21 protein-coding genes and 1 other RNA gene are annotated in these 22988 nt (G+C 61.2%); 10 read left to right on the top strand and 12 right to left on the bottom strand.

Features of this window, described 5'->3' with window-relative positions; genetic code table 11:
• The first annotated feature begins 4 nt into the window (after nucleotides 1-4).
• From hemN to B3N48_RS10025, 3 genes are all read left to right on the top strand, one after another.
• A complete protein-coding gene (gene hemN / locus B3N48_RS10035; protein ID WP_296182831.1) occupies nucleotides 5-1387 on the top strand; it encodes an oxygen-independent coproporphyrinogen III oxidase in 1383 nt (460 codons plus the stop codon).
• A 121-nt stretch (nucleotides 1388-1508) separates the two neighbouring features.
• The gene (fnr, locus tag B3N48_RS10030; RefSeq protein ID WP_296182829.1) at nucleotides 1509-2243 is read left to right on the top strand and encodes a fumarate/nitrate reduction transcriptional regulator Fnr; all 735 of its coding nucleotides are present in this window, start codon (nucleotides 1509-1511) and stop codon (nucleotides 2241-2243) included.
• Nucleotides 2244-2310: 67 nt separating this feature from the next.
• Nucleotides 2311-2844, top strand: a complete 534-nt coding sequence (locus B3N48_RS10025; RefSeq protein WP_296182827.1) for an adenine phosphoribosyltransferase — start codon at nucleotides 2311-2313, stop codon at nucleotides 2842-2844.
• Between the two features lie 103 nt (nucleotides 2845-2947).
• Here B3N48_RS10025 and recR read toward each other — a convergent pair whose 3' ends face one another.
• The 4 genes from recR to dnaX all read right to left on the bottom strand — a co-directional run bounded on the left by recR (nucleotide 2948) and on the right by dnaX (nucleotide 7545).
• Nucleotides 2948-3550, bottom strand: a complete 603-nt coding sequence (gene recR / locus B3N48_RS10020; protein ID WP_296182826.1) for a recombination mediator RecR — start codon at nucleotides 3548-3550, stop codon at nucleotides 2948-2950.
• Nucleotides 3551-3619: 69 nt separating this feature from the next.
• Nucleotides 3620-4648, bottom strand: coding sequence for an NADP-dependent oxidoreductase (locus tag B3N48_RS10015; protein ID WP_296182824.1), 1029 nt, complete (start codon nucleotides 4646-4648; stop codon nucleotides 3620-3622).
• 370 nt (nucleotides 4649-5018) lie between these two features.
• The gene (locus B3N48_RS10010; protein ID WP_296182821.1) at nucleotides 5019-5345 is read right to left on the bottom strand and encodes a YbaB/EbfC family nucleoid-associated protein; all 327 of its coding nucleotides are present in this window, start codon (nucleotides 5343-5345) and stop codon (nucleotides 5019-5021) included.
• Between the two features lie 67 nt (nucleotides 5346-5412).
• Nucleotides 5413-7545 (bottom strand): DNA polymerase III subunit gamma/tau, encoded by a 2133-nt coding sequence (gene dnaX / locus B3N48_RS10005; RefSeq protein WP_296182818.1) that lies wholly within the window; start codon nucleotides 7543-7545, stop codon nucleotides 5413-5415.
• Between the two features lie 154 nt (nucleotides 7546-7699).
• On the opposite strand from dnaX, the gene B3N48_RS10000 reads away from it, so the two are divergent.
• The 5 genes from B3N48_RS10000 (at nucleotide 7700) to B3N48_RS09980 (ending at nucleotide 12286) form a co-directional block, all read left to right on the top strand.
• The gene (locus B3N48_RS10000) at nucleotides 7700-8470 is read left to right on the top strand and encodes a substrate-binding periplasmic protein (RefSeq protein ID WP_296182816.1); all 771 of its coding nucleotides are present in this window, start codon (nucleotides 7700-7702) and stop codon (nucleotides 8468-8470) included.
• Nucleotides 8471-8709: 239 nt separating this feature from the next.
• Nucleotides 8710-10431, top strand: a complete 1722-nt coding sequence (gene acpA, locus B3N48_RS09995) for an acid phosphatase (protein ID WP_296182814.1) — start codon at nucleotides 8710-8712, stop codon at nucleotides 10429-10431.
• Between the two features lie 128 nt (nucleotides 10432-10559).
• On the top strand, nucleotides 10560-11057 hold the full coding sequence (locus B3N48_RS09990) for an N-acetylmuramoyl-L-alanine amidase (RefSeq protein WP_296182811.1): 498 nt from the start codon (nucleotides 10560-10562) through the stop codon (nucleotides 11055-11057).
• Between the two features lie 112 nt (nucleotides 11058-11169).
• A complete protein-coding gene (locus tag B3N48_RS09985; protein WP_296182808.1) occupies nucleotides 11170-12006 on the top strand; it encodes a PhzF family phenazine biosynthesis protein in 837 nt (278 codons plus the stop codon).
• A gap of 100 nt (nucleotides 12007-12106) precedes the next feature.
• On the top strand, nucleotides 12107-12286 hold the full coding sequence (locus B3N48_RS09980) for a hypothetical protein (RefSeq protein WP_296182806.1): 180 nt from the start codon (nucleotides 12107-12109) through the stop codon (nucleotides 12284-12286).
• Between the two features lie 10 nt (nucleotides 12287-12296).
• On the opposite strand, the gene B3N48_RS09975 is transcribed toward B3N48_RS09980, so the two are convergent.
• From B3N48_RS09975 to coaA, 3 genes are all read right to left on the bottom strand, one after another.
• Nucleotides 12297-13535: an MFS transporter gene (locus B3N48_RS09975; RefSeq protein WP_296182803.1), complete on the bottom strand. Its 1239-nt coding sequence runs from the start codon at nucleotides 13533-13535 to the stop codon at nucleotides 12297-12299.
• Nucleotides 13536-13684: 149 nt separating this feature from the next.
• The gene (locus tag B3N48_RS09970; protein WP_296182800.1) at nucleotides 13685-14053 is read right to left on the bottom strand and encodes a Rap1a/Tai family immunity protein; all 369 of its coding nucleotides are present in this window, start codon (nucleotides 14051-14053) and stop codon (nucleotides 13685-13687) included.
• A complete protein-coding gene (coaA, locus tag B3N48_RS09965; protein WP_349677024.1) occupies nucleotides 14053-14979 on the bottom strand; it encodes a type I pantothenate kinase in 927 nt (308 codons plus the stop codon). The genes B3N48_RS09970 and coaA overlap by 1 nt, the downstream gene beginning before the upstream one ends.
• 465 nt (nucleotides 14980-15444) lie before the next feature.
• Here coaA and B3N48_RS09960 point away from each other — a divergent pair, with 465 nt between their 5' ends.
• Entirely contained in the window at nucleotides 15445-15669 is a 225-nt protein-coding gene (locus tag B3N48_RS09960) for a hypothetical protein (protein ID WP_296182795.1), read from the top strand.
• A 13-nt stretch (nucleotides 15670-15682) separates the two neighbouring features.
• Here the strand turns inward: B3N48_RS09960 and B3N48_RS09955 are convergent, their stop codons facing one another.
• The 3 genes from B3N48_RS09955 to ffs all read right to left on the bottom strand — a co-directional run bounded on the left by B3N48_RS09955 (nucleotide 15683) and on the right by ffs (nucleotide 18637).
• Nucleotides 15683-17644 (bottom strand): hypothetical protein, encoded by a 1962-nt coding sequence (locus B3N48_RS09955; protein ID WP_296182793.1) that lies wholly within the window; start codon nucleotides 17642-17644, stop codon nucleotides 15683-15685.
• Between the two features lie 6 nt (nucleotides 17645-17650).
• Nucleotides 17651-18109 carry a hypothetical protein gene (locus B3N48_RS09950; RefSeq protein ID WP_296182790.1) on the bottom strand — a complete coding sequence of 153 codons (459 nt, stop codon included), beginning with the start codon at nucleotides 18107-18109 and terminating at the stop codon, nucleotides 17651-17653.
• A gap of 431 nt (nucleotides 18110-18540) precedes the next feature.
• An RNA gene (ffs, locus tag B3N48_RS09945) (signal recognition particle sRNA small type) lies at nucleotides 18541-18637 on the bottom strand.
• 209 nt (nucleotides 18638-18846) lie between these two features.
• Between ffs and B3N48_RS09940 the strand changes: the two genes are divergently transcribed.
• On the top strand, nucleotides 18847-19332 hold the full coding sequence (locus B3N48_RS09940; RefSeq protein ID WP_296182758.1) for a GNAT family N-acetyltransferase: 486 nt from the start codon (nucleotides 18847-18849) through the stop codon (nucleotides 19330-19332).
• Nucleotides 19333-19350: 18 nt separating this feature from the next.
• Here B3N48_RS09940 and B3N48_RS09935 read toward each other — a convergent pair whose 3' ends face one another.
• Nucleotides 19351-21156: a putative bifunctional diguanylate cyclase/phosphodiesterase gene (locus B3N48_RS09935; RefSeq protein WP_296182755.1), complete on the bottom strand. Its 1806-nt coding sequence runs from the start codon at nucleotides 21154-21156 to the stop codon at nucleotides 19351-19353.
• A gap of 162 nt (nucleotides 21157-21318) precedes the next feature.
• Nucleotides 21319-22485, bottom strand: coding sequence for a zinc-binding metallopeptidase family protein (locus B3N48_RS09930; RefSeq protein WP_296182753.1), 1167 nt, complete (start codon nucleotides 22483-22485; stop codon nucleotides 21319-21321).
• Nucleotides 22486-22988: the final 503 nt, after the last annotated feature.

Here is a 22988-nt window from a genome sequence, read left to right as displayed (position 1 = left end):
CCGCATGCTCGACGACCTTCGTTGGGACTCAGACCTCATCCGCCGCCACGATCTGACAGGACCGCGTTACACGTCCTACCCCACGGCGGTGCAATTTCATAATCAGGTTGGCGCGTTCGATCTGCTGCATGCCTTGCGCGAAAGCCGCAAAGGGGCGCGTCCGTTGTCGCTGTACGTGCACATCCCGTTCTGCGCCAACATTTGCTACTACTGCGCCTGCAACAAGGTCGTCACCAAGGACCGGGGTCGGGCGCTGGCGTATTTGCAGCGCCTGGAGCAGGAAATCCAGATGGTCGCCTGCCACGTCGACGAACGGCAGGTGGTGGAGCAACTGCATTTCGGCGGCGGCACACCGACGTTTCTCAGCCATGCCGAACTGCGTCAGTTGATGGCACAGCTGCGCAAGCATTTCACCCTGTTGGACGATCACACCGGCGACTACAGCATCGAAATCGACCCCCGCGAAGCCGACTGGTCCACCATGGGCCTGCTCCGCGAACTGGGGTTCAACCGCGTCAGCCTAGGTGTGCAAGACCTTGATCCGCTGGTGCAGCGGGCCATCAATCGTCTGCAAAGTCTCGACGAAACCCGCGCCATCGTCGAAGCGGCACGCACGCTGCAATTCCGCTCCATCAACATTGACCTGATCTACGGCCTGCCTTTGCAGACGCCCGACGGCTTCGCGCGCACGGTGGATGAGGTCATCGCCCTGCAACCCGACCGCCTGTCGGTGTTCAATTACGCGCACTTGCCTGAGCGCTTCATGCCGCAGCGGCGCATCGACACCGCGCAACTGCCGAGCGCTGAGCACAAATTGAAGATGCTGCAGCGCACCGTCGAACAGCTGACCGGCGCCGGTTATCGCTACATCGGCATGGACCACTTCGCACTGCCCGACGACGACCTGGCCATCGCCCAGGAAGAAGGCACGCTGCAACGCAACTTTCAGGGTTACACCACTCACGGTCATTGCGATCTGATCGGCCTCGGCGTGTCAGCCATCAGCCAGATCGGCGATCTGTACGCGCAAAACAGCAGCGACCTGGCCGACTACCAAACCGCGCTGGCCAGCGACCAACTGGCGACAAAACGTGGGCTGGTGTGCAATGACGACGATCACATACGCCGCGCGGTTATCGCGCAGTTGATCTGTCACTTCAGGCTGGACTTCGAGGTGATCGAGAACCGCTTCGGTATCCATTTTCGAAGCTACTTCAGCGACGTTTGGCCCCAACTCCTAACCATGGCCAAAGATGGCCTGATCCACCTTGACGCCCATGGCATCCGGGTTACGCCCGCCGGACACCTGCTGGTACGCTCGGTGTGCATGGTGTTCGACGCCTACCTCGACTTACAAAACCGTCAGCGTTTTTCCAGAGTGATCTAGGAAATTTCCGCTAAGTCGGCAGGAATCATTTTCACGCCACGGAAGGCGCGTGCTGGTTGCAAGGTTGAGCCTTGGGCTACCCTTACGACTGATAAGTGTCTTCTCACAAGGAATTTCCCCAATGTCTGAGCCAGTCAAAATGCGCGCTCATACCCAGGCTCACTGCAAGGATTGCAGTCTGGCCCCGCTCTGCCTCCCACTTTCATTGAATATGGAAGACATGGACGCACTGGACGATATCGTCAAACGTGGCCGTCCACTGAAGAAAGGCGAGTTTCTGTTCCGTCAGGGCGACCGCTTCGACTCGGTGTACGCCGTGCGTTCCGGCGCGCTGAAAACCTTCAGCCTCAGCGACAGCGGCGAAGAACAGCTCACCGGTTTTCACCTGCCCAGTGAACTGGTCGGGTTGTCGGGCATGGACGCGGAGGCCTACCCCGTCTCGGCTCAGGCCATGGAAACCACCTCGGTCTGCGAAATCCCCTTCGAGCGCCTCGACGAATTGTCGGTGCAGCTGCCGCAACTGCGCCGCCAGTTGATGCGGGTCATGAGCCGGGAAATCCGTGACGATCAGCAGATGATGCTGCTGCTGTCGAAAAAGACCGCCGATGAGCGAATCGCCACCTTTCTGGTCAACCTCTCCGCCCGTTTCCGTGCCCGAGGTTTTTCGGCCAATCAATTCCGCCTGAGCATGTCGCGCAACGAGATCGGTAATTACCTCGGGCTGGCCGTGGAGACGGTTTCTCGGGTCTTTACGCGCTTTCAGCAGAACGAAATGATCTCCGCCGAGGGCAAGGAAATCCGCATTCTCGACCCCATCCAGCTGTGTGCCCTGGCTGGCGGTTCGTTGGAAAGCTAATGGCAAGCCGGTCCGGGCGGGCTTAGACTACGCTCTTTGCGCGCGTCTTCCTGCCCAGGACCCTTTGATGATTTTCGACGAATTCAGCTTCAAATCCCTCATCCGCCCGGTTGTGGACTTTCCAAAGCCCGGCGTCATCTTTCGTGACATCACCCCGTTGTTTCAGTCGCCCAAGGCCTTGCGCCTGGTGATCGACAGCTTCGTCCAGCGTTACATTGAATCGGAATTCACCCATGTCGGCGCAATGGACGCTCGCGGGTTTCTGATCGGGTCGATCATCGCCTACGAACTGAACAAACCGCTGGTGCTGTTTCGTAAACAGGGCAAGTTGCCCGCGGACGTCTTGGCCGAGGGGTATCAGACCGAATACGGCGAGGCATTTCTCGAAGTCCACGCCGACAGCCTGTGCGATGGCGACACCGTGGTGATGTTCGATGACTTGATCGCCACCGGCGGCACGCTGGTCGCCGCCGCCAATCTGATCCGCCGCATGGGCGCCAAGGTTCACGAAGCCGCCGCCATCATCGACCTCCCGGAACTGGGGGGCTCGCAGCGGCTGGAAGACATGGAAATCCCGACGTTCTGCCTCACACAATTCTGAGCGGCAAGTCTTAAGCTGCAAGTTTCGAGCTGCAAGCGGCAAGCTGATCGAGTAACCCTGAGTCACTCGGTCAGCTCTTAACTTGTAGCTTGAAGCTTGAAGCTCAAAGCTTTATGGGTTTGCGCCCGGCAAACGAATGCGCCAGCGTTCCGCCGTCCACCAATTCCAGGTCGCCGCCCAGCGGTACACCGTGGGCGATGCGCGAGGTGATCAGGCCTTTGTCGGTCAGCAGTTGCGCAATGTAATGGGCGGTCGCTTCGCCTTCGACGGTGGGGTTAGTGGCGAGGATCACTTCGGTGAAGGTGTTCTGCTCTTCGATGCGTGCCATGAGTTGCGGAATGCCGATGGCTTCAGGCCCGAGGCCGTCGAGCGGCGACAGGTGGCCCTTGAGCACGAAATAGCGACCGCGATAACCGGTCTGCTCCACGGCGTATACATCCATCGGCCCTTCCACCACACACAGCAGCGTGTCGTCGCGGCGGTTGTCGGCACACTGCGGGCACAATTCATCTTCGGTCAGCGTGCGGCATTGTTTGCAATGGCCGACCCCTTCCATGGCCTGACTCAGCGCCTGAGCCAGACGCGAGCCGCCGCTGCGATCGCGTTCGAGCAGCTGCAACGCCATGCGCTGGGCGGTTTTCTGACCGACGCCAGGCAGAATGCGCAGGGAGTCGATCAACTGGCGAATCAAGGGGCTGAAGCTCATTGAAGAAAAGTCTCACAAAAACACGAGACGCGGTTTATACCCGCGCCTCTGACAAGCGTCAAATGGCGCTTAGGACACCTTCACCACCAGCTTGCCGAAGTTCTTCCCTTCCAGCATGCCGATAAAAGCGTCCGGCGCATGTTCCAGTCCCTCAACCACATCTTCGCGGAACTTGACCTTGCCGTCCTTCACCAACGGCACCATCTCACGCATGAATTCGTCCAGACGGTGGTAATACTCTTCGTAAACGATGAAGGCCTGAATCCGGGCGCGTTTGGTCAACAGCGTACGCATCAGCAGCGGCAGGTGGTTCGGGCCGTCTGGCAAGCGCTGGGCGTTGTATTGCGCGATGAGGCCGCACAGCGGAATGCGGGCATGCTGGTTGAGTAACGGGATCACCGCTTCGAAAATCTTACCGCCCACCAGCTCGAAATAGATGTCGATGCCGCTGGGGCAGGCCTCGCTGAGCTGCTCGGCAAAATGTGGGCTCTTATGGTCGATGCATGCATCGAATCCCAGTTCGTCCATCACATAGCGACACTTGTCGATGCCCCCGGCAATGCCCACCACACGCAGCCCGTGCAATTTGGCCACTTGCCCGACCACGGAACCCACTGCGCCCGAAGCCGCAGCGACCACCAGGGTTTCCCCGGCCTTGGGCTGACCGATGTGCATCAACCCCATGTAGCCGGTGATGCCGGGCATGCCCAGTACGCCCACCGCCATCGAAGGGCTGGGCAGATCCTTGGGCATGGCCATCAGGTTTTTGCCATCGGAAATGCTGTGGCTTTGCCAGCCCGTCTGCCCCACCACCAGATCGCCTTCCTTGAAGGCGGGGTTGCGAGACTGCTCGACCACGCTCACCGCGCCGCCTTCCATGACACCGTCGATTTCCACCGGCGGCGCATAGGACGGTGCATCGCTCATGCGACTGCGCATGTACGGGTCGAGCGAGAGGTAAAGGGTACGAAGTTGCACCTGGCCGTCTTGCAGGTCAGGCAATGCCTCGCGCTCAAGCCGAAAATTCTCTGGCGTGGGTGAGCCTTCGGGACGCGAGGCCAGGACGATACGCTGATTGAGGATCAGTTCATGCGACATCGGAAGCGGCTCCTTGAATGACTATAGAAAGCAGACCGTGGCTGTCGAGCGGCGTTCGGTTGAATGCAGTGATCAATATGACACACGCAATACTTCAGAACGCAGTGGGATTTTGTCGGCGAGAGCCTCACTTAAGACCCGATATGACACCCGCGACAGTGCAGGAGGGATCGGGATCTGTGGGAGTGAGCGTGCTCGCGAATGCGTGGGTACATGCACAGCAGATCCGTCGTCTGGACGTCAGCCTTCGCGAGCAAGCTCACTCCTACAGGTGAGGCGCACGCCTGAAGTCGGGTGTTCCCTGAAAAAATGTGAATACAAAAATGCCAGGCACAAGCCTGGCATTTCGGGTGACGCAACGACCGTTCGATCAGAACGGCAGTTTCATGCCCGGCGGCAATTGCATGCCCGCGGTCATGCTGGCGGTTTTTTCCGCGCTGGCTGCTTCGATCTTGCGCACGGCGTCGTTGACGGCAGCGGCGATCAGGTCTTCGAGGATTTCTTTCTCTTCCTGCATCAGGCTGTCGTCCAGGCTCACGCGCTTGACGTCATGACGCCCGGTCATGACCACACTCACCAGGCCTGCGCCCGATTGGCCGGTCACTTCGGCATTGGCCAGTTCTTCCTGCATCTTGGCCATTTTTTCCTGCATTTGCTGGGCCTGTTTCATCAGGCCCGCCATGCCACCTTTCATCATGGTGCTTCTCCTCGAAAAGTCGATGGGTCATTGCGCGGCGCTGTTGAAGCTTAGCGCCTCGCGGTCATTAAGGCGTTACCGGTGCATCCACGGGGGCTATCGTGTCGTCCCGGATGATTGCACCAAACTGCTCGCGCATCTGCTGGATGAACGGATCACTGTGAATCGACGCCTCGGCCTGACGCTGGCGATCGGCACGTCGACGCGCCGCTGCTTGGGCCGGGGTTTCCTGCTCGGGCTTGATCAGCTCGATACTCAGGGTGAGTGTGCGTTGATGGTATTGGTTCAGCGCGTCGTTCAAACGGCGTTGCTGCGTCGCGTTGAACAGCGCGCTGTGCGCCGGGTCCAGGTGCAACAGCCAATGGTCGCCGTCCACGGAAATGAGCGTGCAGTTGGCGGCGATGCTGCCGGTCATGCCGGACACCGGCAGTTTCGGGAACAGGTCCAGCCAATCAGCCGCCAGCCCGGTTGCAGGCTTGGCCGCAGGCAGCAGCTCAGGCTCTTTTTCCACAGCCTCGACAGTTTCGTGGGCCAGATCATCGAGGTAGGCGAACGAAGCGGGATCGATGTCCACGTCGGGTTCGTAATAGTCGTCGTCCGGTGGCGGCTCGTCGTCGCGTTCCATGGGCGCCGGGACATACGGCGCAGCGTCGGGCACGTGTTCGAGCATGGCCGGGGTCACGGCTTCGGCGGCGGCTTGCAATTGCGCCTCGGATTCAACCTCGGGCGCATCCGGCACCGGGCTCACAGGCGCTGGCGTCGGCATGGGCGTGAGGTCTGGCTGCTCGGCGACCGTGTCGAGGACCGGCTCGGGTGTCGTCTCGGCGACTGGCGCAGTGACCGGTTCGGCCTCGGGCATAGAAGCGGGCTCAGCGGCCTTGGGCTCATTCCACGGTAAATCGAGGTCTTCTACCGGCGCAGGGGACGGCTCGGCAGCCGCAGTCGCCGCCGGTTTTTCCGCGGGCTGCGCTTCAGCGACAGGCGTGGGAGACGGCGCCGGGATGTACGCCGGAGCCGACGCAACAGGCGCTGCACCGGCCACCGCTACCTGGGAATCAACCGTGGCCGGGTTGATCCCCACTGACTTTAACGGTTGTCTCGGCGCGTCATCGCTGTCGGCGGGGCGAAACGCGAGCATGCGCAACAGCACCATTTCGAAGCCACCGCGCGGATCCGGCGCCAACGGCAGGTCGCGGCGGCCGATCAAGCCCATCTGGTAATAGAACTGCACATCTTCAGCGGGCAAGGCCTGGGCCAGCGCCAACACCCGCTCGCGGTCGCCATGGCCGTTGTCCACGCCTTCAGGCAATGCTTGGGCGATGGCCACGCGGTGCAACACATTGAGGATTTCCGATAGCACACCACTCCAGTCCGGCCCTTGCTCGGCAAGGTGACGCACGGCTTCGAGCAGCGAGCGCGCATCGCCGTCGATCAGCGCGGTGAGAACGTCATAGACCTGACCGTGATCCAGCGTGCCGAGCATGGCTCGCACGTCGGTGGCCAGCACCTTGCCTTCACCGAAAGCGATGGCCTGGTCGGTGAGGCTCATGGCGTCGCGCATCGAACCGTCGGCGGCACGGCCCAACAGCCACAGCGCGTCGTCTTCGAAAGGGATGTTTTCAGCGCCGAGCACGTGGGTCAGGTGCTCGACCACACGCTCGGGCGTCATGTTTTTCAACGAGAACTGCAGGCAGCGCGACAGGATGGTCGCGGGCAGTTTCTGCGGGTCAGTGGTCGCGAGGATGAATTTGACGTAGGGCGGCGGCTCCTCCAGGGTCTTGAGCAAGGCATTGAAGGAGTGGCTGGACAGCATGTGCACTTCGTCGATCAGGTAGACCTTGAAGCGGCCGCGGCTCGGGGCGTATTGCACGTTATCGAGCAGTTCGCGGGTGTCCTCGACCTTGGTGCGGCTCGCGGCGTCGATCTCGATCAGGTCGACGAAACGACCCTCGTCGATCTCGCGGCAGACCGAACATTCGCCACAGGGCGATGACGTGATACCGGTTTCGCAGTTCAGGCACTTGGCGATGATGCGCGCGATGGTGGTCTTGCCGACGCCCCGCGTGCCGGTGAACAGATAGGCGTGGTGCAGGCGTTGGCTGTCCAGTGCGTTGATCAAAGCCTTGAGCACATGGGTCTGGCCGACCATTTCGCGGAACGAGCGCGGACGCCATTTACGTGCAAGAACCTGGTAACTCATTGAAAACCGTCGCGACTGGGATGCGGAAGACCGCCAATGCTAGCGGAGCGGGGGCAAAATTGCATCCGGGCAATATGAGTGCGCGCATATAAAGGATCTGCCGCTAGACTGCCATCACCGCCCGAAAGCACCGTTTTGCTCTTGAGGAGACCCTATGCGTCTGCTGGCATTGAGCGCTGTGTGGCTGATGAGTGGGCCTGTTGGCGCCGAAGAGGCACCGCTGCGGTTTTCCATCGCCGATGCGTGGGCGATGCCGCTGGTGCAGATCGAGGATCATCAGCCCACCGGCGGCCTCATTTTCGACATCATGCAAAGCATGGCCGCCCACGCCAAGCTGTCGGCGCAATACCGCGTCGTGCCGATCCAGCGCGTGCAACGCACCCTGGAGCGCGGCGCCATTGACGTGCGTTGCTACGCGGCGCAATCCTGGATGCCCAATCTTTCCGGCGACTACACCTGGAGCCTGCCGCTGTTGATCCAGCGTGACCTGCTGATCAGCACCCCGGACAACGCCACGCCGCGCGCCCCCGACACCCTCGCCAACGAAACCATCGGCACGGTGCTGGGCTATGTCTACCCCACTCTTCAAACCGCTTTCGACAACCGCACCTTGCATCGCGACGATGCCCGCAGCGAAGTCCAGGTCCTACAGAAGCTTCAGATCCATCGCTACCGTTACGCGGTCGGCAATCAATGGTCGCTGGACTGGTTCAACCGTAACCTGCCTGACGACCAGAAGCTGCGCGGCGTGGCAGTGATTGACGAGCAACCGGTGGGCTGCATCGTGCGCAACGACACCGACATCCCGGCGCAACGGCTGATGCGAATTCTGCTGCGGATGCGTATGTCCGGCGAGATTGATCGAATCATGAGTCGCTACAACACCTCGTCCGGATTGCCGGCGGATGGGCCTGCGACGCCGTGAGAGCAGATCGTGAATGAAAACGGTGTGAGTGAGCTCGCTCACGAACTCGGTAGCCCGGACACAGAAGCTTCGCTGCCACGGCGTGTTCGCGAGCAAGCTCACTCCCGCAGCAAACGCAGTGCAGTTGGCGTAGAAGCTCGCCCTCTCATCTCTCGAATCTGTAGCAATACCGTCACATCGCAGGATTAGGCTCCCTCGACACAATTCGCAACACTTCAGTTCTGCGAGCAGGAGCCGTGATGAGCGACACACCTCAAGACCCAAGCCAGTCCCCTCTCCGCGAAACCCTCGTCGACACGCCTGTCGACACCAGCCGTCGTCGCTTCCTTGGCGGTGTCGCGGTGTTGGGCGCAGGCGCGACGCTAAGCGGGGTTGTGGCGGCCAGCGAATCGGAGAAAACGGGCGATGCCGTGGCGCTGGAAACGACGCTGACTGGCGCTGCGCTGGACAAGGCCCTACATGACAACGTCAAGACCATCGTAGTGATCTACGCCGAGAACCGCAGCTTCAACAACCTGTTCGCTAACTTTCCGGGCGTGGAAAAACCCCTGTCTGCCGTTAAACAAGACGACTATCGGCAACGCGACCGGGACGGCAAGATCCTCGACACCCTTCCACCGGCCTGGGGCGGGGTGTGCCAGGTCGGTCCGCAAAGCCTCGACGGCGTGACCTACGCCACCGGCGTGCAGTATCAGGAAAACCTGCCCAACGCGCCGTTTGCCCTCAAAGGCCCAGGCGGCGAAGACCTGCCGTTCGGCCTGGTCACCCGCGACCTGTGGCACGTCTTCTATCAAAACCAGATGCAGATCAACGGCGGTAAGAACGATGCCTTCGTGGCGTGGGCCGATTCCGGTGGCCTGACCATGGGCTACTACAGCCAGAGCCAATATTCCCTTCGTCTGTGGGACGTCGCCCGGGAGTTCGTGCTCTGCGACAACTTTTTCCAGGGCGCCTTCGGCGGCTCGTTCCTCAATCATCAATACCTGATTTCGGCCAGAGCGCCGTTCTACCCGGACGCCGCCTCTTCCGTCGCCAGATCCCAGATCGCGACCCTCGAAAGCAGCGACCCGCTGGATTACCGCCTCAAGCCGCTGGAGAAATCCCCGGCCAGCGCAATGTCCGGCCCGCCGCAATTTGGTCCCAGCGCCCTGACGCCGGACGGCTACGCGGTCAACACCATGGCCCCGCCGTATTGGCCGACCTGGCTGCGCGACAAGGAAAAACCCGACTATTCGCAACCCAATCTCGCCAATGTGCTGGTGCCGCAGAGTCACGATCACATCGGCGACAAGCTGTCGAAAAAGGACATCGAGTGGGCCTGGTACGCCGGAGCGTGGCAGGTGACGCTGGACGAGTACAAGGATTCGACGGGCATCCCCAAGATCCCGAACTTCCAGTACCACCATCAGCCGTTCAACTACTTCAAGCAGCAAGGCCCGGAGCACCCGGCCGAGCGCAAGAAGCGCCTGCGCGACGGCGGCCTCGGGGATGAAGCCAGCACCAACACGTTCCTCGCTGATGCCGAGGCGGGCAAGCTGCCGGCCGTGACGTTCTACAAACCCCAGGGCAACCTGAACATGCACGCCGGTTATGCCGACGTCGCCGCCGGCGACCGACATATCGACCGGGTGCTGAAAGTCCTGCGCAACAGTCCGCAATGGAAAAACATGGTGATCGTCGTGACGGTCGATGAAAACGGCGGCTGGTGGGACCATGTCGCACCGCCGAAGGGTGATCGCTGGGGGCCAGGCACTCGGGTGCCGGCCCTTGTCGTTTCGCCGTTCGCCCGCAAAGGCACCGTGGACCACACGGTCTATGACACGGCGTCGATCCTGCGCCTGATCACCCGTGTGCACGGCCTGGAGAAGCTCGACGGCCTCACCGAACGCGATAACGCCATGATCGCTCGCGGCCAGACGCCGATGGGCGATCTGACCAACGCGCTGCACTTCCCAGCCTGATCGAAGCTCTGCTCTCTTCGCAACGTTGCAGCCGTCGTAGAGACGTTCTGCAACGTTTGCGTGGTTGACCCTCGCCCTACTTGCGTATTTCTTCGAGGTTCCTATTGACCTTGCAAGGAAGCAATACCATGAACGCCCCACCCTCCCTTTACAAACCAACCTTTCGTACGGCCACCGATCTGCTGGTGGTCCACTGCTCGGCGACTCGTCCCACGCACGACATCGGCGTGAAAGAGATCACCCACTGGCACGTCCAGCGTGGCTTCGATACGGTGGGCTACCACTACGTCATCCGCCGCAACGGCACCGTGGAAACCGGTCGCCCGGAGACAGCCGTCGGCGCCCACGTCAAAGGCCATAATTCACGCTCGATCGGCATATGCGTGGCCGGCGGCCTGGACGCAGGCGGCAAACCCGCCAACACCTTCACCGCCGCGCAATTCGCCGCCTTGGGACAACTGCTGGACGACCTGCGCAAACTCTACCCCGACGCCCGCATTCTGGGCCATCGAGACCTGTCACCGGACCGCAATGGCGACGGCGTCATCAGCCCCGATGAGTTCATCAAGGCCTGTCCCTCGTTCGATGTGGCCGCCTGGTTATCGGGCCGCGAACTGGCCGGATGACGTCTATGCAGACCACACACATCGGCCGAGAATGCGCGTGCATCTGTGCCTGTACAGTGTGGTCGCTCCTGCCTAGAGTGGACGCGCCCACCGTATTGCACAGGAGAGTGCCGTGCCCCAGCCACTGAATTTTCAGCAGGTCGATGTCTTTTCCAGCGCCGCCACCGAAGGCAATCCCCTGGCCGTGGTGATCGCTGCCGATGGCGTCAGCGATGCGCAAATGGCTGCATTCGCCCGCTGGACCAACCTCAGCGAAACCACGTTCCTGCTGCGCCCGACCCACCCTGACGCCGACTACCGCGTGCGCATTTTCACCACCACCCGTGAACTGCCCTTCGCGGGGCACCCGACCTTGGGCAGCTGTTTCGTCTGGCTCGACAACGGCGGTATTCCGAAGGGTGATGAAGTCGTGCAGGAATGCGGCGCGGGTCTGGTCCGGCTGCGTCGCGAAGGTTCACGCCTGGCCTTCGCGGCCCCACCCTTGCTGCGCAGCGGCCCGGTCGAAGCCGAGGTATTGGCCACCCTTGCCGCGGGCTTGCGCATAACGCCTGAGCGCATCGTCGCCAGTCAATGGGCGGACAACGGCCCGGGCTGGGTGGCCATCCTGCTGGAAAGCCGCGACGAACTGCTGGCGATCCGCCCTGACTACCCCGCACTTCAAGGCTTGAACGTCGGTATGGTTGCGCCGTGGTCTGGGCCTGACGCCGAAGCCGATTTCGAAGTGCGCGCCCTCACCGGCGACCTCAACGCCGAAGATCCGGTGACCGGCAGCCTCAATGCCAGCCTGGCGCAGTGGCTGATCGGCGCGGGACTGGCGCCCCATCGCTACACCGCTCGGCAGGGCACGGTGATTGGGCATAAAGGGCGGATTTACGTGGAGCAGATCGGCGAGCGGATCTGGGTCGGCGGGGATGTGCAGCCGTGCGTGGTGGGGCGCGTGGATTTATAACGCCCGAGCCCATCGCGACGCGGATCATCGCGAATCTGTCTAACTGACCCCGTGCACGCCGCTACCTTTATAAGGAAGGTCAGCGATCACGAGAGACACCATGAGCACGGAGTCAGAGCAGGGGAAATTCAAGACCGATTACCGTGAATATTCCGAACGTGCAAGAAAAGCGCGCGAACCCTTTCCCGACGCGGTGGAAGAGAAACCCGACCCCTCTTCCACCCCTTCGGCGCCGCCATTGCCGAACGGCACAGATTCAAAACGACCGAAGGGCCGCTGATGAACAAGCCTTAGCCATTCACGGCATCCACCACGGTGGCCCGCGGGGTCTCATCGCCCTCCTTTGGCAAGCGCAACGCCAGCCCTGCCATCACCAGCGCCACCAGCCCGATCGCCACATACAACCCCATGAACGACCCCGTCACACTCGCCAGCACGCCGCCACTGAAGTTGCCGAGCATGCCGCCCACGCCCTGCATGATATTTGCCACGCCGAATAGGGTCACCGCCAACGCAGCACTTCCGGCCATTTTCGAGACGTACGCCGGGATCAGACCAAAAATGGGATAGAACGCGATGGCGAACAGCACGCCCGCCACCAATGGCCAGTAGCCTGCCGGGTGCACGACCAGTATCAGCGAGGCCAGCCCCACGCACAGGTAGACCAGCATCATGGTGATACGCAGGCCGATACGGTCTGACAGCCCACCCACCGCCAGCCCCGCGAACATGCCGACAAAACCGATGCTGGCCCAGATTTGCGCGGTGTAGGTCACGTCGAATTGCAGTTCGGTGCGCAGGTAGGACGACAGGTAGTTCTGAAACGGAAAGGTCGAGAAACCGAGCAGGAAATTCATCGCCCAGACCATCAGCACCCAAGGCTGCATCATCGCCGCCTTACTCACCTTCGCCGTGGGATCCCCCAACACTCGGGGCTCGGACGGGTTGACGTCGGACGCGTCGGCGAACAGCCGCGCACGTTTGAATACGAACAGCACACCGATCGCTATCACGGCCGTGATCAGCCCGACCATCCACCACACGGTGCGCCATTCGCCTTGAGGCGCGTAAAGCGGCACCAACAGGCTGTTGATGAACACCCCATAACTGGTGCCGCTGGACACCAGTCCCATGGCCATGCCGCGGTACTTGAAGGCGACGGTGCGGGAAATGACGTCGACCATGGGCACGAACACCGTGGCTGCCGTCCCTGCCAAGAGCGTCAGCAGGACGCCGATCAGCAGCACATTCTGGGCCAGTGAAAGCCCGATCAAGGCCACGGCGCACACGACCCCTGAGCCGAAAATCACCCAGCCTCCGCCCAGTCGAGCCGTTAGCCACGCTGCCACCAACGCGCACGTCAGATAGCCGAACTGCCCGGCGGCAGTCAGCGTGCCGACGTAGGAAATATCGAAGCCCAGACTGGCGCGCATGTCTGGCACCAACTGAGCGAACAGGTAGATTCCGAAACCGAACGTTGCCGCGACCAGCCCGGTCAACAGCACAACAATCAAGGCATTGATACGCATGGTCAGTGTCCTTTCATTTCCAAGCGGGACAGAAACGCACCATCACGTCGCCCGAAGGTGCGTTTGAAAACGTAGGAGGATTCGCCAGTAAAACCCGACCGGCCCATCCACTTTAGACGCTGACGGGATTTACGCGCGGGGCATGACGTTTATTCGCAAGGGAAGGCGTTTTTCAGCGCGGCGGTGACCAGAACGGACTCGTTCAAGTGCAGGCTCTGCGGGTGTTCTGCGAGCGACTGAACAACGATGCGCATCGACTGAATCATCGGGATTCCGCCTTCGGGCACGCACACCAGCTTCGGCGTGCCACCCGCTTCGTGGACCAGGTCAAGCGTGTCCATGGTCGCTTGCAGCACGCCCACACAATGACCAATCCCCACCGGATTTTTCGCCGCGCCGCCGCTCATGCTGGTAATGCCGTCCTGGCATTCGAGCAGCAGCTTGTTGCCGTCCGCCAGCGCTGAGGCACTGACGCTCAGGGCGAACAGCGCCGAGGCGAACAGCGTGGATTTAAACATCAACGCAGCCACAATTCCTTGACCGAATGATCCGCCGCCTTACGCACCACCAGGCTGGCTCGCTCGCGGGTCGGCAAGATATTTTCCAGTAGGTTCGGTCGGTTGATGTCGCGCCAGATCTTGCGCGCTGCGTCCGGGGACTTCTCCGGAGGCAAGTCGGCCAGCTCGCGGAAGTAGGCACCACGCGCGCGAAACGCAGTTTGCTGCAGCATCAAAAAGCGCTCGACGTACCAGCGTTCGATGTCGCGCTCATCGGCGTCGAGATAAATCGAAAAGTCGAAAAAGTCCGACACGATGCTGCCCGGTTTCTGACCGTCGTTGCCCTCGGTCTGCAAGACGTTGAGCCCCTCGAAAATCAGAATGTCCGGCTGGCTGATCTGCAGGAATTTATCCGGCACGATGTCGTAACTGATGTGCGAATACACCGGCGCGCTAATCGCCGGAACACCCGCCTTGAGGTCGGAGAGAAATGTGACCATGCGTTTGCGGTCGTAGCTTTCCGGAAAGCCCTTGCGGTGCATGATGTCCCCGGCCGCCAGCTTGGCGTTGGGGTAGAGAAAGCCGTCGGTCGTCACCAGATCGACGCGCGGATGATCCGGCCAGCGGGCCATCAGCGCCTGCAACACGCGGGCAAACGTGCTCTTGCCAACCGCCACGCTGCCTGCGACGGCGACCACGTACGTCTGCTTTTTCGCCGGACGACCGAGAAACGTGTCTTTGATGCTGGCCAGACTGCGGGCCGCGTTGACGTGCAAATTGATCAAGCGAGACAAAGGAAGATAGATATTGGCGACATCTTCCAGGGAAATATCTTCGTTTACACCCCGTAATGCCGCCAGATCGTCTTCGGACAACGTCAGTGGCGTACTGGCGCGAAGCCCCGCCCATTCCGCGCTGCTCATTACGAGATAGTCATCAGGCGCCATCTATAGCCTTCCAATCCAGGTGTCCGTTTCGACAATGGTGCGAAGACTATCGTATTGACCTAAAAACCGGGCAGATTTCTTTGATTTGCCACGCATTATGGATGCGACCGAGGTCAATCTGGCGCGATGTATTGCGCCAGATCAAACCCTGCTCGATTAATCGGTTTGCCCGAATCGTTTATCACCGGCGCACGTCCCGAGACAGGCGCGGCCGAGCCGCTGCTGCGCGATGCCCTGCAGACCGGACCGCAGTTGCAGCGCCGGTTCACGACGCTGACCATGGGGTCACTACGGCAGTGGCGAAATGACTGAAAGCGTCTGCCGTTCCCGTCGCCCGACCTTCAGAAAAGCGTCCGAATGCAAAGTCGGGCGCTTTTCAAAGCGGCATCACAAATAAATGGAACTCTGGTTTGAGCCGTGGTGACAAATAGCCACTAACTCACACGCACCCAGAGGCAACCCCCGATGCGGCTTGAATCCCTGGCTCTCAGCTTGCTCGCGACCTTGACGGATGAAGTGGCGTCGCGCGTTAACCCGCTGGACTTCACTGCACTGCTGTACCTGCGGGATCAGGGCTATGCCGCTGTATCGGTCAAGGATGGCTGCGTGGTGGCCGAGCGCACGCCCGCCGGAAAGCAGTTCGCCAGTGACCGAGCCAGTGGTGCGACGCGACACCGCTACTGCCGTTAACAGGAACACCCCCTTAGTAACCGTGGGACTCGCGGTATTTCTGGTACTGGTGGTACTCGATCCACTCAACCACATCGTAAGGCACATACAACTGGCGCTTGGCCCGCGAAATGGCGATGTACAACGCGCAGATGCGTTTATCGAACGAGTAGGCGTCCCTGAATTGCACGTTGGTCAGCAATTCCGGCGTCAGCAGCACTTCATCGAACTCCATGCCCCCCGCCTCATCGGCCTGCATCAGCAGGCAGCGCTTGTCGGGATCGCCTGCCAGGCGACTCAAGCGAGTGACGTCCGCCATGCGGAAGTCTTTGTTCCTGAGCAGAGCTTCGACCTGCAAAAACGATTCGTCGAACCGGTTGGCCGCATGCACCTGCGCCCAGTCGGGCAGGTCGGCAAAGTAAGGATGCAGGCCTTCAGCGCTGCGTTCCGGCGCATAGAAATCCGGGTCCGACAAACCTACGGCCGTGGTCATGAAGTGTTCGAAACTGCGCCGCGTTGCGTCATCCGGATACCCGAAAGGGCTGTTGGCGCCGTGCAACTCGATGGCCCAGCGCATCGTGTCCCAAGGCGAGGCGGTCAAGATCACGCATCGCTCGGGCGGCACGAACCCTTGTGGATACTCGACAATCGTGACGTCGGCGTCGCGAGTGCCTTCGAACGGCACTTTACCCTTCTCCGAATGCTGATAGATCAGCGGATTGACCAGCCGCTCGACGTTGCGCCCCGAACGCATGGAATAGCTGATGTCGGTCTGCCGCACCTTGCGCTCGCGCTTGACCATCACCCTCCCCGCCTGCTGATACTCGTCGCCGAGGGTGATCAGCACCTGCCGACCCCGCTCGATGATCTGCAGCAACGACGGCGGAATATCCTGACTCTCGTCGATCAGCACATGGGTGTACCGATCGGGCAACACGCAGCCGTCCAGATTCGCCCGCTTGATCATCCACAACGCCTCGAATCCGCTTTGACTTGCCCAGGCCGGGTGCGCTTCCAGCCAGACCCAGAGCCGACTGGCGTATTCCAGCAACACCTGAAGCTCCAGGCCGCTGAGTGGCTGATTGAAATGCGGCAGATGCTTGCTCGACAGGCTGCGATCCCACGATTGGCAGTACAGCTCCAATACCTTCAGGCAGATGTCGAGTGTCGCCTGCGCCCCGTGGTTGCGAAAACCCAGGATGTTCAAATCACGCGCCAGGGCCTGTCGGGTGGGGCCTTTGGCCGGCGCGCGTTCGGGCTGGAATCGCGGGCCGCGCAGCAAGGCTTGGGCGAAGGCTTTGAAGGTTGAGCCGGGCGCCTTGCCCTTGCCATGCTTCAGCCGCTCGCGAAGGGTGTTCAGCTTGGCCGGCGTGCGCGCCAGCAACAGCGTTTTCTCAGGCCGCAGGCACTCGATCAGCACGCCGAGCAAATGACTTTTACCGATGCCGGCGTAGCCTTGCACATGCAGGTCTTCATCGAGATTGGCGCGAAAGGTTCGGACCAGCTTGTCCTGCGCGGCACTCAACCAGCGTTCGCGAAAACGCGGCGTGACCATCTGCTGACTGAACGGGTCGTGGTTGCGATGATGGCGCACTTTGTACTCGACGTCCCATTGCCCATCGGGCAGCAGGTACTCCCGCGCCGCCACTTCCTCGGCCAACAGCAGGCGCAGGTTCAGGCCCTTGATCGCCTCCAGCCCGAAATACAGCTTGCGCGGGTCGAACAAACGACGCGCCTCCGACAGCAGCCCCATGCCTGTCGTCTGCTGATGGGTGACAGACCACGCGATGAGCCGCGCCAGAATATTCTCCGCCGCCGCGCTGCTCAGGTCGTGTTCGCTCATCTGCGCCAGGTTCTGGATGACCAGCACAGCGGCCAGTTCCGGGTCGGTCAGGGTGTCGAGCAGGTCAGCGCCGTCGGTTTTCAGCGCTTCACAGGTCACCGACGTGACAGGCAAAAAGACCGGCGTGGATAAATCGGAATGTTCCGGTTGCATGGCGTCTCAGAGCTTGGGAAGGCGGTTGATGTCGAGCGTGTATTCATAGTCGCCCAACGTGCCGGACATGCCGCCGGGGCAGGTTCGTGGGGCGTCGGTGGCCGCGTTATCGACCTCCTCGCGCAGTTCGTAAACGGCCATCTCCAGCAGCTTGCGCAAGCCCTCGCGGGAGTGAGCGGTGACGCGCAGGGTCAGGTCGAAGGCGGGTGCAAGCGTGTCATCGGTCAATTTCGGTGGAACAGCGGCGGGTGCCTGCGCTGGCTCAGACTCGAGTTCAGGCTCAGATGCCGACGGCACGCGGGTCGCACCCGCCAGAATCGCCGCATGCTCCTCGTCCATCAAGTCCAGCACCTTCGACAACTCCAGCGTCTGCTCGGGGTGCGACTGCATCCGGTCCTTGAGTGCCAGGCGACGCATCTGCCATTCGCGGAGTTTGATCCGGGTCTCGTCGTCAATCTTGTCCACTGCCTTACCTCACGATGCCAGGCACGGGAGTATGCCACTGTTCGTCACCAAGGCCGAACGCGCAGGCGCAATCGAGGGATAACCCGTTCCCATCGGCCTTGGCCGCACAGCCTGGGGAGGACTGGCCATCGCCTAAGGCTCCACATGCCTATCCGGTCCACATTTGAAAGCGGGATCGCTCATTCAACTGCTGCCTGATTTCACATCCAACGACGTGAAGATCCACGCGGTTTACCCGACAGCCCAATACCTGCCATCCACGCTACGCAGCTTCGTTGACCATCTGCTTCAGACGCTGAAGGGCGGACCGGAATGGGATGAGTGTTGAGCAGCCGCAGTCAGTCACGCATCATCAGCGTGTCAGTGCTAAGCATTCAGTTTCAGGGGGGGGGCAACTCATTGGAGGGCAATGAGGTTTCGTTAGGAGGCAACCCCACCAGCCACACCCCGGCACACAATGTTCCCGCTGTGGCTGCTCCCTTCCGGGCCTGACCAGGTTAACGGGTAATCGTTGCGGGGGGACCGATGGGGTCACCATAACGACACTCGCCAGTCGGCGAGCCGCGCCATTGTACCGGTCTGGCGCGAAGTTACAACCTTTGGTTTCAGATAAAAAATCCGTGGTCGCTCAAGCACTTGTGTCCGGCAATCACCGGGGCGTGACGCTGAACGTCGCAACACCCGAACAACGCGCGTGCACGCTGGACTTGTGCGCGTCGACCTTGCAAGGTGGCGTCATGAAAAACCGGGTAACGACATACGAGGCGCTGTCCGCCGAGCAGCGCCAGCAGGTTTTGCAGATCGAGCTGGCGGATGAGCAGAAACGCAGCGTGGGTGACATCCACGGGGTGCTGCACGCGCTGACCGCTCGCCCTTCGTCCGACATTCAGGGCTTCGCGCTGCTGGTGGATGACATGCCGAGGGGGTTCTTTTTGCTCAAACGCCGGTCGTTGTTGCCGCAATGGGCGCGCGGCAGAACGGCGACGTTGCATGGGCTGATGATCGATCGGCGCTATCAGGGCCTGGGGTTGGGCGCGGTCTGCATGGGCGAGCTGCCGGCATTAGCGCTGGGCCTGTGGCCAGACGTCGAGCGATTGATGCTGGCCGTCGCTCCTGACAACCATCGCGCGTTGGCGCTGTATCGCGCGTGGGGTTGGGTCTTCAGTGACGAACCGGCGGACGCTGCAGGCGGCGAACGGCTGATGAGTCGCCACCTGCCTTGATATTCATACCGCTCCTACTCAATGTGACAACGCGCGCAGTTGCCGGACTTTGTTATTGCGCTCGCCGTTCATCCAGTGTTCCAGCGCGCTTGCGGTCATAGGGCGGGCGACGAGGAAACCCTGCACCTCGTGGCAGCCGAGCTGGCAAAGGACTTCGTAGACGTCTTCGGTCTCGGCGCCCTCTGCGACGACGCGATAGCCCAAGCGTCGGGCAAGGTCGACGATGGCTTCGACGAGGCGCCGATCCTTTTCATTGGCGTCCAGGTTCTCCACCAGCGACTTGTCGAGCTTGACGGTGGTGGCGGGCAATTGGCGCAGGTAGGTCCAGTTGCTGTAGCCAGTGCCGAAATCGTCGATGGCGATGTCGATGTCCAGCGCACGAAGGCGTTCCAGTTGCTGCCGGGTGATGTCGGGGTTGTCGCACAACGCGCTTTCGGTGAATTCCAGTTCGAAGCGACCGGGGTCCAGTTCGCTGATGGACAACTGTTCGAACAGCGCGTCACTGAATTGCGAGTTCGCAAGGTCGATGGCAGACACGTTCATCGCGACCTTGAACGCATAGCCCTGCCGTTGCCAGGTCCGCGCTTGCTCGACGGCGTGGCGCAAGACCCACAGGCTGAGGGAGCGAATCAACGCAGTCTTTTCGGCCAGCGGAATGAATTCGACCGGGCTGATCGGCCCCAGCACCGGATGCTGCCAACGCAACAGCGCCTCCACGGTGACGATACGCCCGGTGCTCACTTCCATCCTCGGCTGGAACACCAACGACAACTGATCGGGGCTGCGCACTGCATCGGCCAGTGACGCGAGCAACAGAAACGCGCGCTGCTGTGCGAAGTCGAGGTGCGGTTCGTACCAGCGCCAGCCGGTGGCCTTGCCCCGCGCTTCATCCGCAGCGCTGACCACCAGGCGTATCCAGTCTTTCTCATCGGTGCGACCCAGCCCCAAAGGAAGTACGCCGATGCCGAGGTCCATCTGAATCGGGATGTTGCGACACACCAGCGGGCGCTGGAAATGCTTGATCAGTTTGCGGAACAGCTGCTCGGCCTGCTCCGGCCCGTCGTGGCGGGTCAGCAGCGCGATGCGCGTGGGGCTGACCTTGTACAGCGCGGTGTCGGGGGGCAATTGCTCACGGCAGCTGTCGATCATGCAGCGCACCAATTCCTGAGCGAAGCTGTAGCCCAGCGCCTTGATGATGCTGTCGAGAAATACCGGATTGACCATGTCCAGGGCCACCAGCGCGTGGTCCTCCCGATTGGCCAACGCAATGATGTCTTCTTCCAGGCGCAGTCGATTGAACAGCCCGGTAGGGTGATCGACATAGCTGTCCTTGCGCAGGTTGTTCAGGCGCTTCATCACCAACTGTCCGTACATTTCGAACATGGCGATGTCGCGCGCGTCCAGCGGCGACCGGGTGGCGTTGTCGATAATGCACAGGGTGCCGAGGGCCAGGCCGTCAGCGGTCACCAGCGGCACACCCGCGTAGAAGCGCACAAAGGGCTCCCCTGTCACCAGCGGGTTTTCACGGAAACGTTCGTCGAGCTGCGCGTCCGGGACCTGAAACACCTCATTGGACAGGATCGAATAGGCGCAGAAGGATATTTCCCGTGGCGTCTCGCGTTCGGCGAGGCCCGTCCCCGCGCGAAACCATTGGCGATGTTCGCTGACAATGGAGACCAGCGCGATGGGCACCTGGAAATAATGGGTGACCATGCCGATGATGTGATCCAACACTTCATCCGCGCCCGAATCAATCAGCCCCATGTGCAGGATCCGGGAGAGCCGCGAGGCTTCGTTCAACGGGGTTGGAGCGCTATTGGCCATATGCGAATCCCTTTGCAACTGCTCTGTGCCACTAGTATCAAAACGATATTGCAGGGGAAAGTAGCATTAGATTCAGAGGCATGCAGGCATTCTTAGACCGGCGGTGGCAATGCGACCGCCAGCGCAAAATTCCGCTCCCAAGGCCCTATTCAGTTGAAGGGATCACTGCACCTGAAGCACTTCATCTGCCTTGCCGCCCGCGCCCTGGATGACCAGATGGATGAAATGCAGCTTGGTGATCACCGCAGGGGGCAGCACGAACGGGTAAAAATCCGGCTGTCCCATGGCGCGGGACAGTTCGTTGAGCATGCCTGCCAATTCGATCCACGCATTGACGAATGCAAGGAAGGACGGCCCGCCGGGGTGTTGCGGATCGTAGAGGGTGTTCAGCTCGAACGGCTGATAATCGAGGTCCATGTCCCGCGCACTCATGCCCAGGCTGAGTGCTGTGTCGACGGCGTCCATCATGTGAAGGTAATGCGCCCAGGTCTCGGCCCAGTCTTCCCATGGGTGCATGGTGGCGTAGGCGCTGACGTAATGTTGCTGCCAGTCTGCCGGGGCGCCGTGTTGATAGTGGTGATCGAGGGCATCGGCGTAGCTGGCGCGGTCATCGCCGAACAGGTGACGGAAACCGTCCTGCCAGTAGGTGTTGGCGATCAACCGATCCCAGTAGTAATGCCCGACTTCATGACGGAAATGCCCCAGCAGCGTGCGGTAGGGTTCGTGCATCTGTACCCGAACTTTCTCACGAATCGCGTCGTCGGCTTCTTCAACGTTCAAGGTGATCAAGCCATTGGCGTGCCCGGTGGTGGGCAAGTTGCCCTGCAAGTCGACGCCGAGGAATTCGAAGGCCAGACCGCGTTCTTCATCCACGGTCTTGGGGATGACGGGCAGTCCTAGAGTGATCAACTGCGCGATGAGGCGCCGCTTGGCGGTTTCGAGCTTCAGCCAGCGCTCAGGATTTTCCGCTACAGACAGGTCGGGAATGGTGCGATTGAGGCTACAGGCCACGCAGAACTCTCCGGCGTTATGCGCGGGAAAAATCCAGTTACACGCCGCAGGTGTGTCGAGGTTCGCACACCGACGGTACAGCCCGGCACCCGGTTCCTCGCTCAGGCGCCAGGTGTTCAGATCGGGGCCCGGTTCCAGTGCTGCGATCTTGCTCTGCTCCGGCAGATAGCCCAATGCCGCCGAGCAGGCCAGGCACTGGCTGTTGCGGAAAAACACCGATTGTCCGCAGCGGCAGTGCCAGACTTTGCTGTTGCGCTTCGTTTCCCCGGCAAAAGGCGCCGCGATCCGTGTGCTGAGGTGCTCGAAGAACTGGAACATGGTGATCTCCCGAATAGGCTGCAAGCACTAGATCACCGGGGGGTGCGGGGGTTCCGGATATTTTTCGAAGGGAGGAATCTGTGCCGGGAAACCGGTCTCAACTGAACCGGCGCCTTCGCGGCCGTCGTGCCTCCGGCTGCTCCTACAGGATCGGCGGTGGGCATGCAGCTCACTGGCCGCACTGACGTTCTCAGCGCCAGACAAAATCCTGAACCTACCGCAAACCCGTAGGAGACGCCGGAGGCACGACGGCAGCGAAGCGGTGTTACAGACACACCCCAATCGCCAGACCCACCGCCTTCGCGGCCGTCGTGCCTCCGGCTGCTCCTACAGATCAGCGTTGGACATAGGGCTTGCATCGACTGCACTGACGTTTTCAGCGCCAGACAAAATCCTGCACCCACCGCAAACCTGTAGGAGACGCCGGAGGCAAGACGGCAGCGAGGCGGTGTTACAGACACACCCCAATCACCAGACTTACTGCCTTCGCGGCCGTCGTGCCT

The sequence above is a fragment of the Pseudomonas sp. UBA1879 genome, from assembly GCF_002338065.1.
In the GTDB taxonomy this organism is placed as follows: domain Bacteria; phylum Pseudomonadota; class Gammaproteobacteria; order Pseudomonadales; family Pseudomonadaceae; genus Aquipseudomonas.
This window is presented reverse-complemented; position numbering and strand designations above follow the sequence as displayed.

What these genes read in the sequence shown, in the direction of transcription:
- hemN (WP_296182831.1), top strand. Translation starts at nt 5, where the DNA reads ATGCTCGACGACCTTCGTTGGGACTCAGACCTCATCCGCCGCCACGAT.
- fnr (WP_296182829.1), top strand. Translation starts at nt 1,509, where the DNA reads ATGTCTGAGCCAGTCAAAATGCGCGCTCATACCCAGGCTCACTGCAAG.
- B3N48_RS10025 (WP_296182827.1), top strand. Translation starts at nt 2,311, where the DNA reads ATGATTTTCGACGAATTCAGCTTCAAATCCCTCATCCGCCCGGTTGTG.
- recR (WP_296182826.1), bottom strand. Translation starts at nt 3,550, where the DNA reads ATGAGCTTCAGCCCCTTGATTCGCCAGTTGATCGACTCCCTGCGCATT.
- B3N48_RS10015 (WP_296182824.1), bottom strand. Translation starts at nt 4,648, where the DNA reads ATGTCGCATGAACTGATCCTCAATCAGCGTATCGTCCTGGCCTCGCGT.
- B3N48_RS10010 (WP_296182821.1), bottom strand. Translation starts at nt 5,345, where the DNA reads ATGATGAAAGGTGGCATGGCGGGCCTGATGAAACAGGCCCAGCAAATG.
- dnaX (WP_296182818.1), bottom strand. Translation starts at nt 7,545, where the DNA reads ATGAGTTACCAGGTTCTTGCACGTAAATGGCGTCCGCGCTCGTTCCGC.
- B3N48_RS10000 (WP_296182816.1), top strand. Translation starts at nt 7,700, where the DNA reads ATGCGTCTGCTGGCATTGAGCGCTGTGTGGCTGATGAGTGGGCCTGTT.
- acpA (WP_296182814.1), top strand. Translation starts at nt 8,710, where the DNA reads ATGAGCGACACACCTCAAGACCCAAGCCAGTCCCCTCTCCGCGAAACC.
- B3N48_RS09990 (WP_296182811.1), top strand. Translation starts at nt 10,560, where the DNA reads ATGAACGCCCCACCCTCCCTTTACAAACCAACCTTTCGTACGGCCACC.
- B3N48_RS09980 (WP_296182806.1), top strand. Translation starts at nt 12,107, where the DNA reads ATGAGCACGGAGTCAGAGCAGGGGAAATTCAAGACCGATTACCGTGAA.
- B3N48_RS09975 (WP_296182803.1), bottom strand. Translation starts at nt 13,535, where the DNA reads ATGCGTATCAATGCCTTGATTGTTGTGCTGTTGACCGGGCTGGTCGCG.
- B3N48_RS09970 (WP_296182800.1), bottom strand. Translation starts at nt 14,053, where the DNA reads ATGTTTAAATCCACGCTGTTCGCCTCGGCGCTGTTCGCCCTGAGCGTC.
- coaA (WP_349677024.1), bottom strand. Translation starts at nt 14,979, where the DNA reads ATGGCGCCTGATGACTATCTCGTAATGAGCAGCGCGGAATGGGCGGGG.
- B3N48_RS09960 (WP_296182795.1), top strand. Translation starts at nt 15,445, where the DNA reads ATGCGGCTTGAATCCCTGGCTCTCAGCTTGCTCGCGACCTTGACGGAT.
- B3N48_RS09955 (WP_296182793.1), bottom strand. Translation starts at nt 17,644, where the DNA reads ATGCAACCGGAACATTCCGATTTATCCACGCCGGTCTTTTTGCCTGTC.
- B3N48_RS09940 (WP_296182758.1), top strand. Translation starts at nt 18,847, where the DNA reads ATGAAAAACCGGGTAACGACATACGAGGCGCTGTCCGCCGAGCAGCGC.
- B3N48_RS09935 (WP_296182755.1), bottom strand. Translation starts at nt 21,156, where the DNA reads ATGGCCAATAGCGCTCCAACCCCGTTGAACGAAGCCTCGCGGCTCTCC.
- B3N48_RS09930 (WP_296182753.1), bottom strand. Translation starts at nt 22,485, where the DNA reads ATGTTCCAGTTCTTCGAGCACCTCAGCACACGGATCGCGGCGCCTTTT.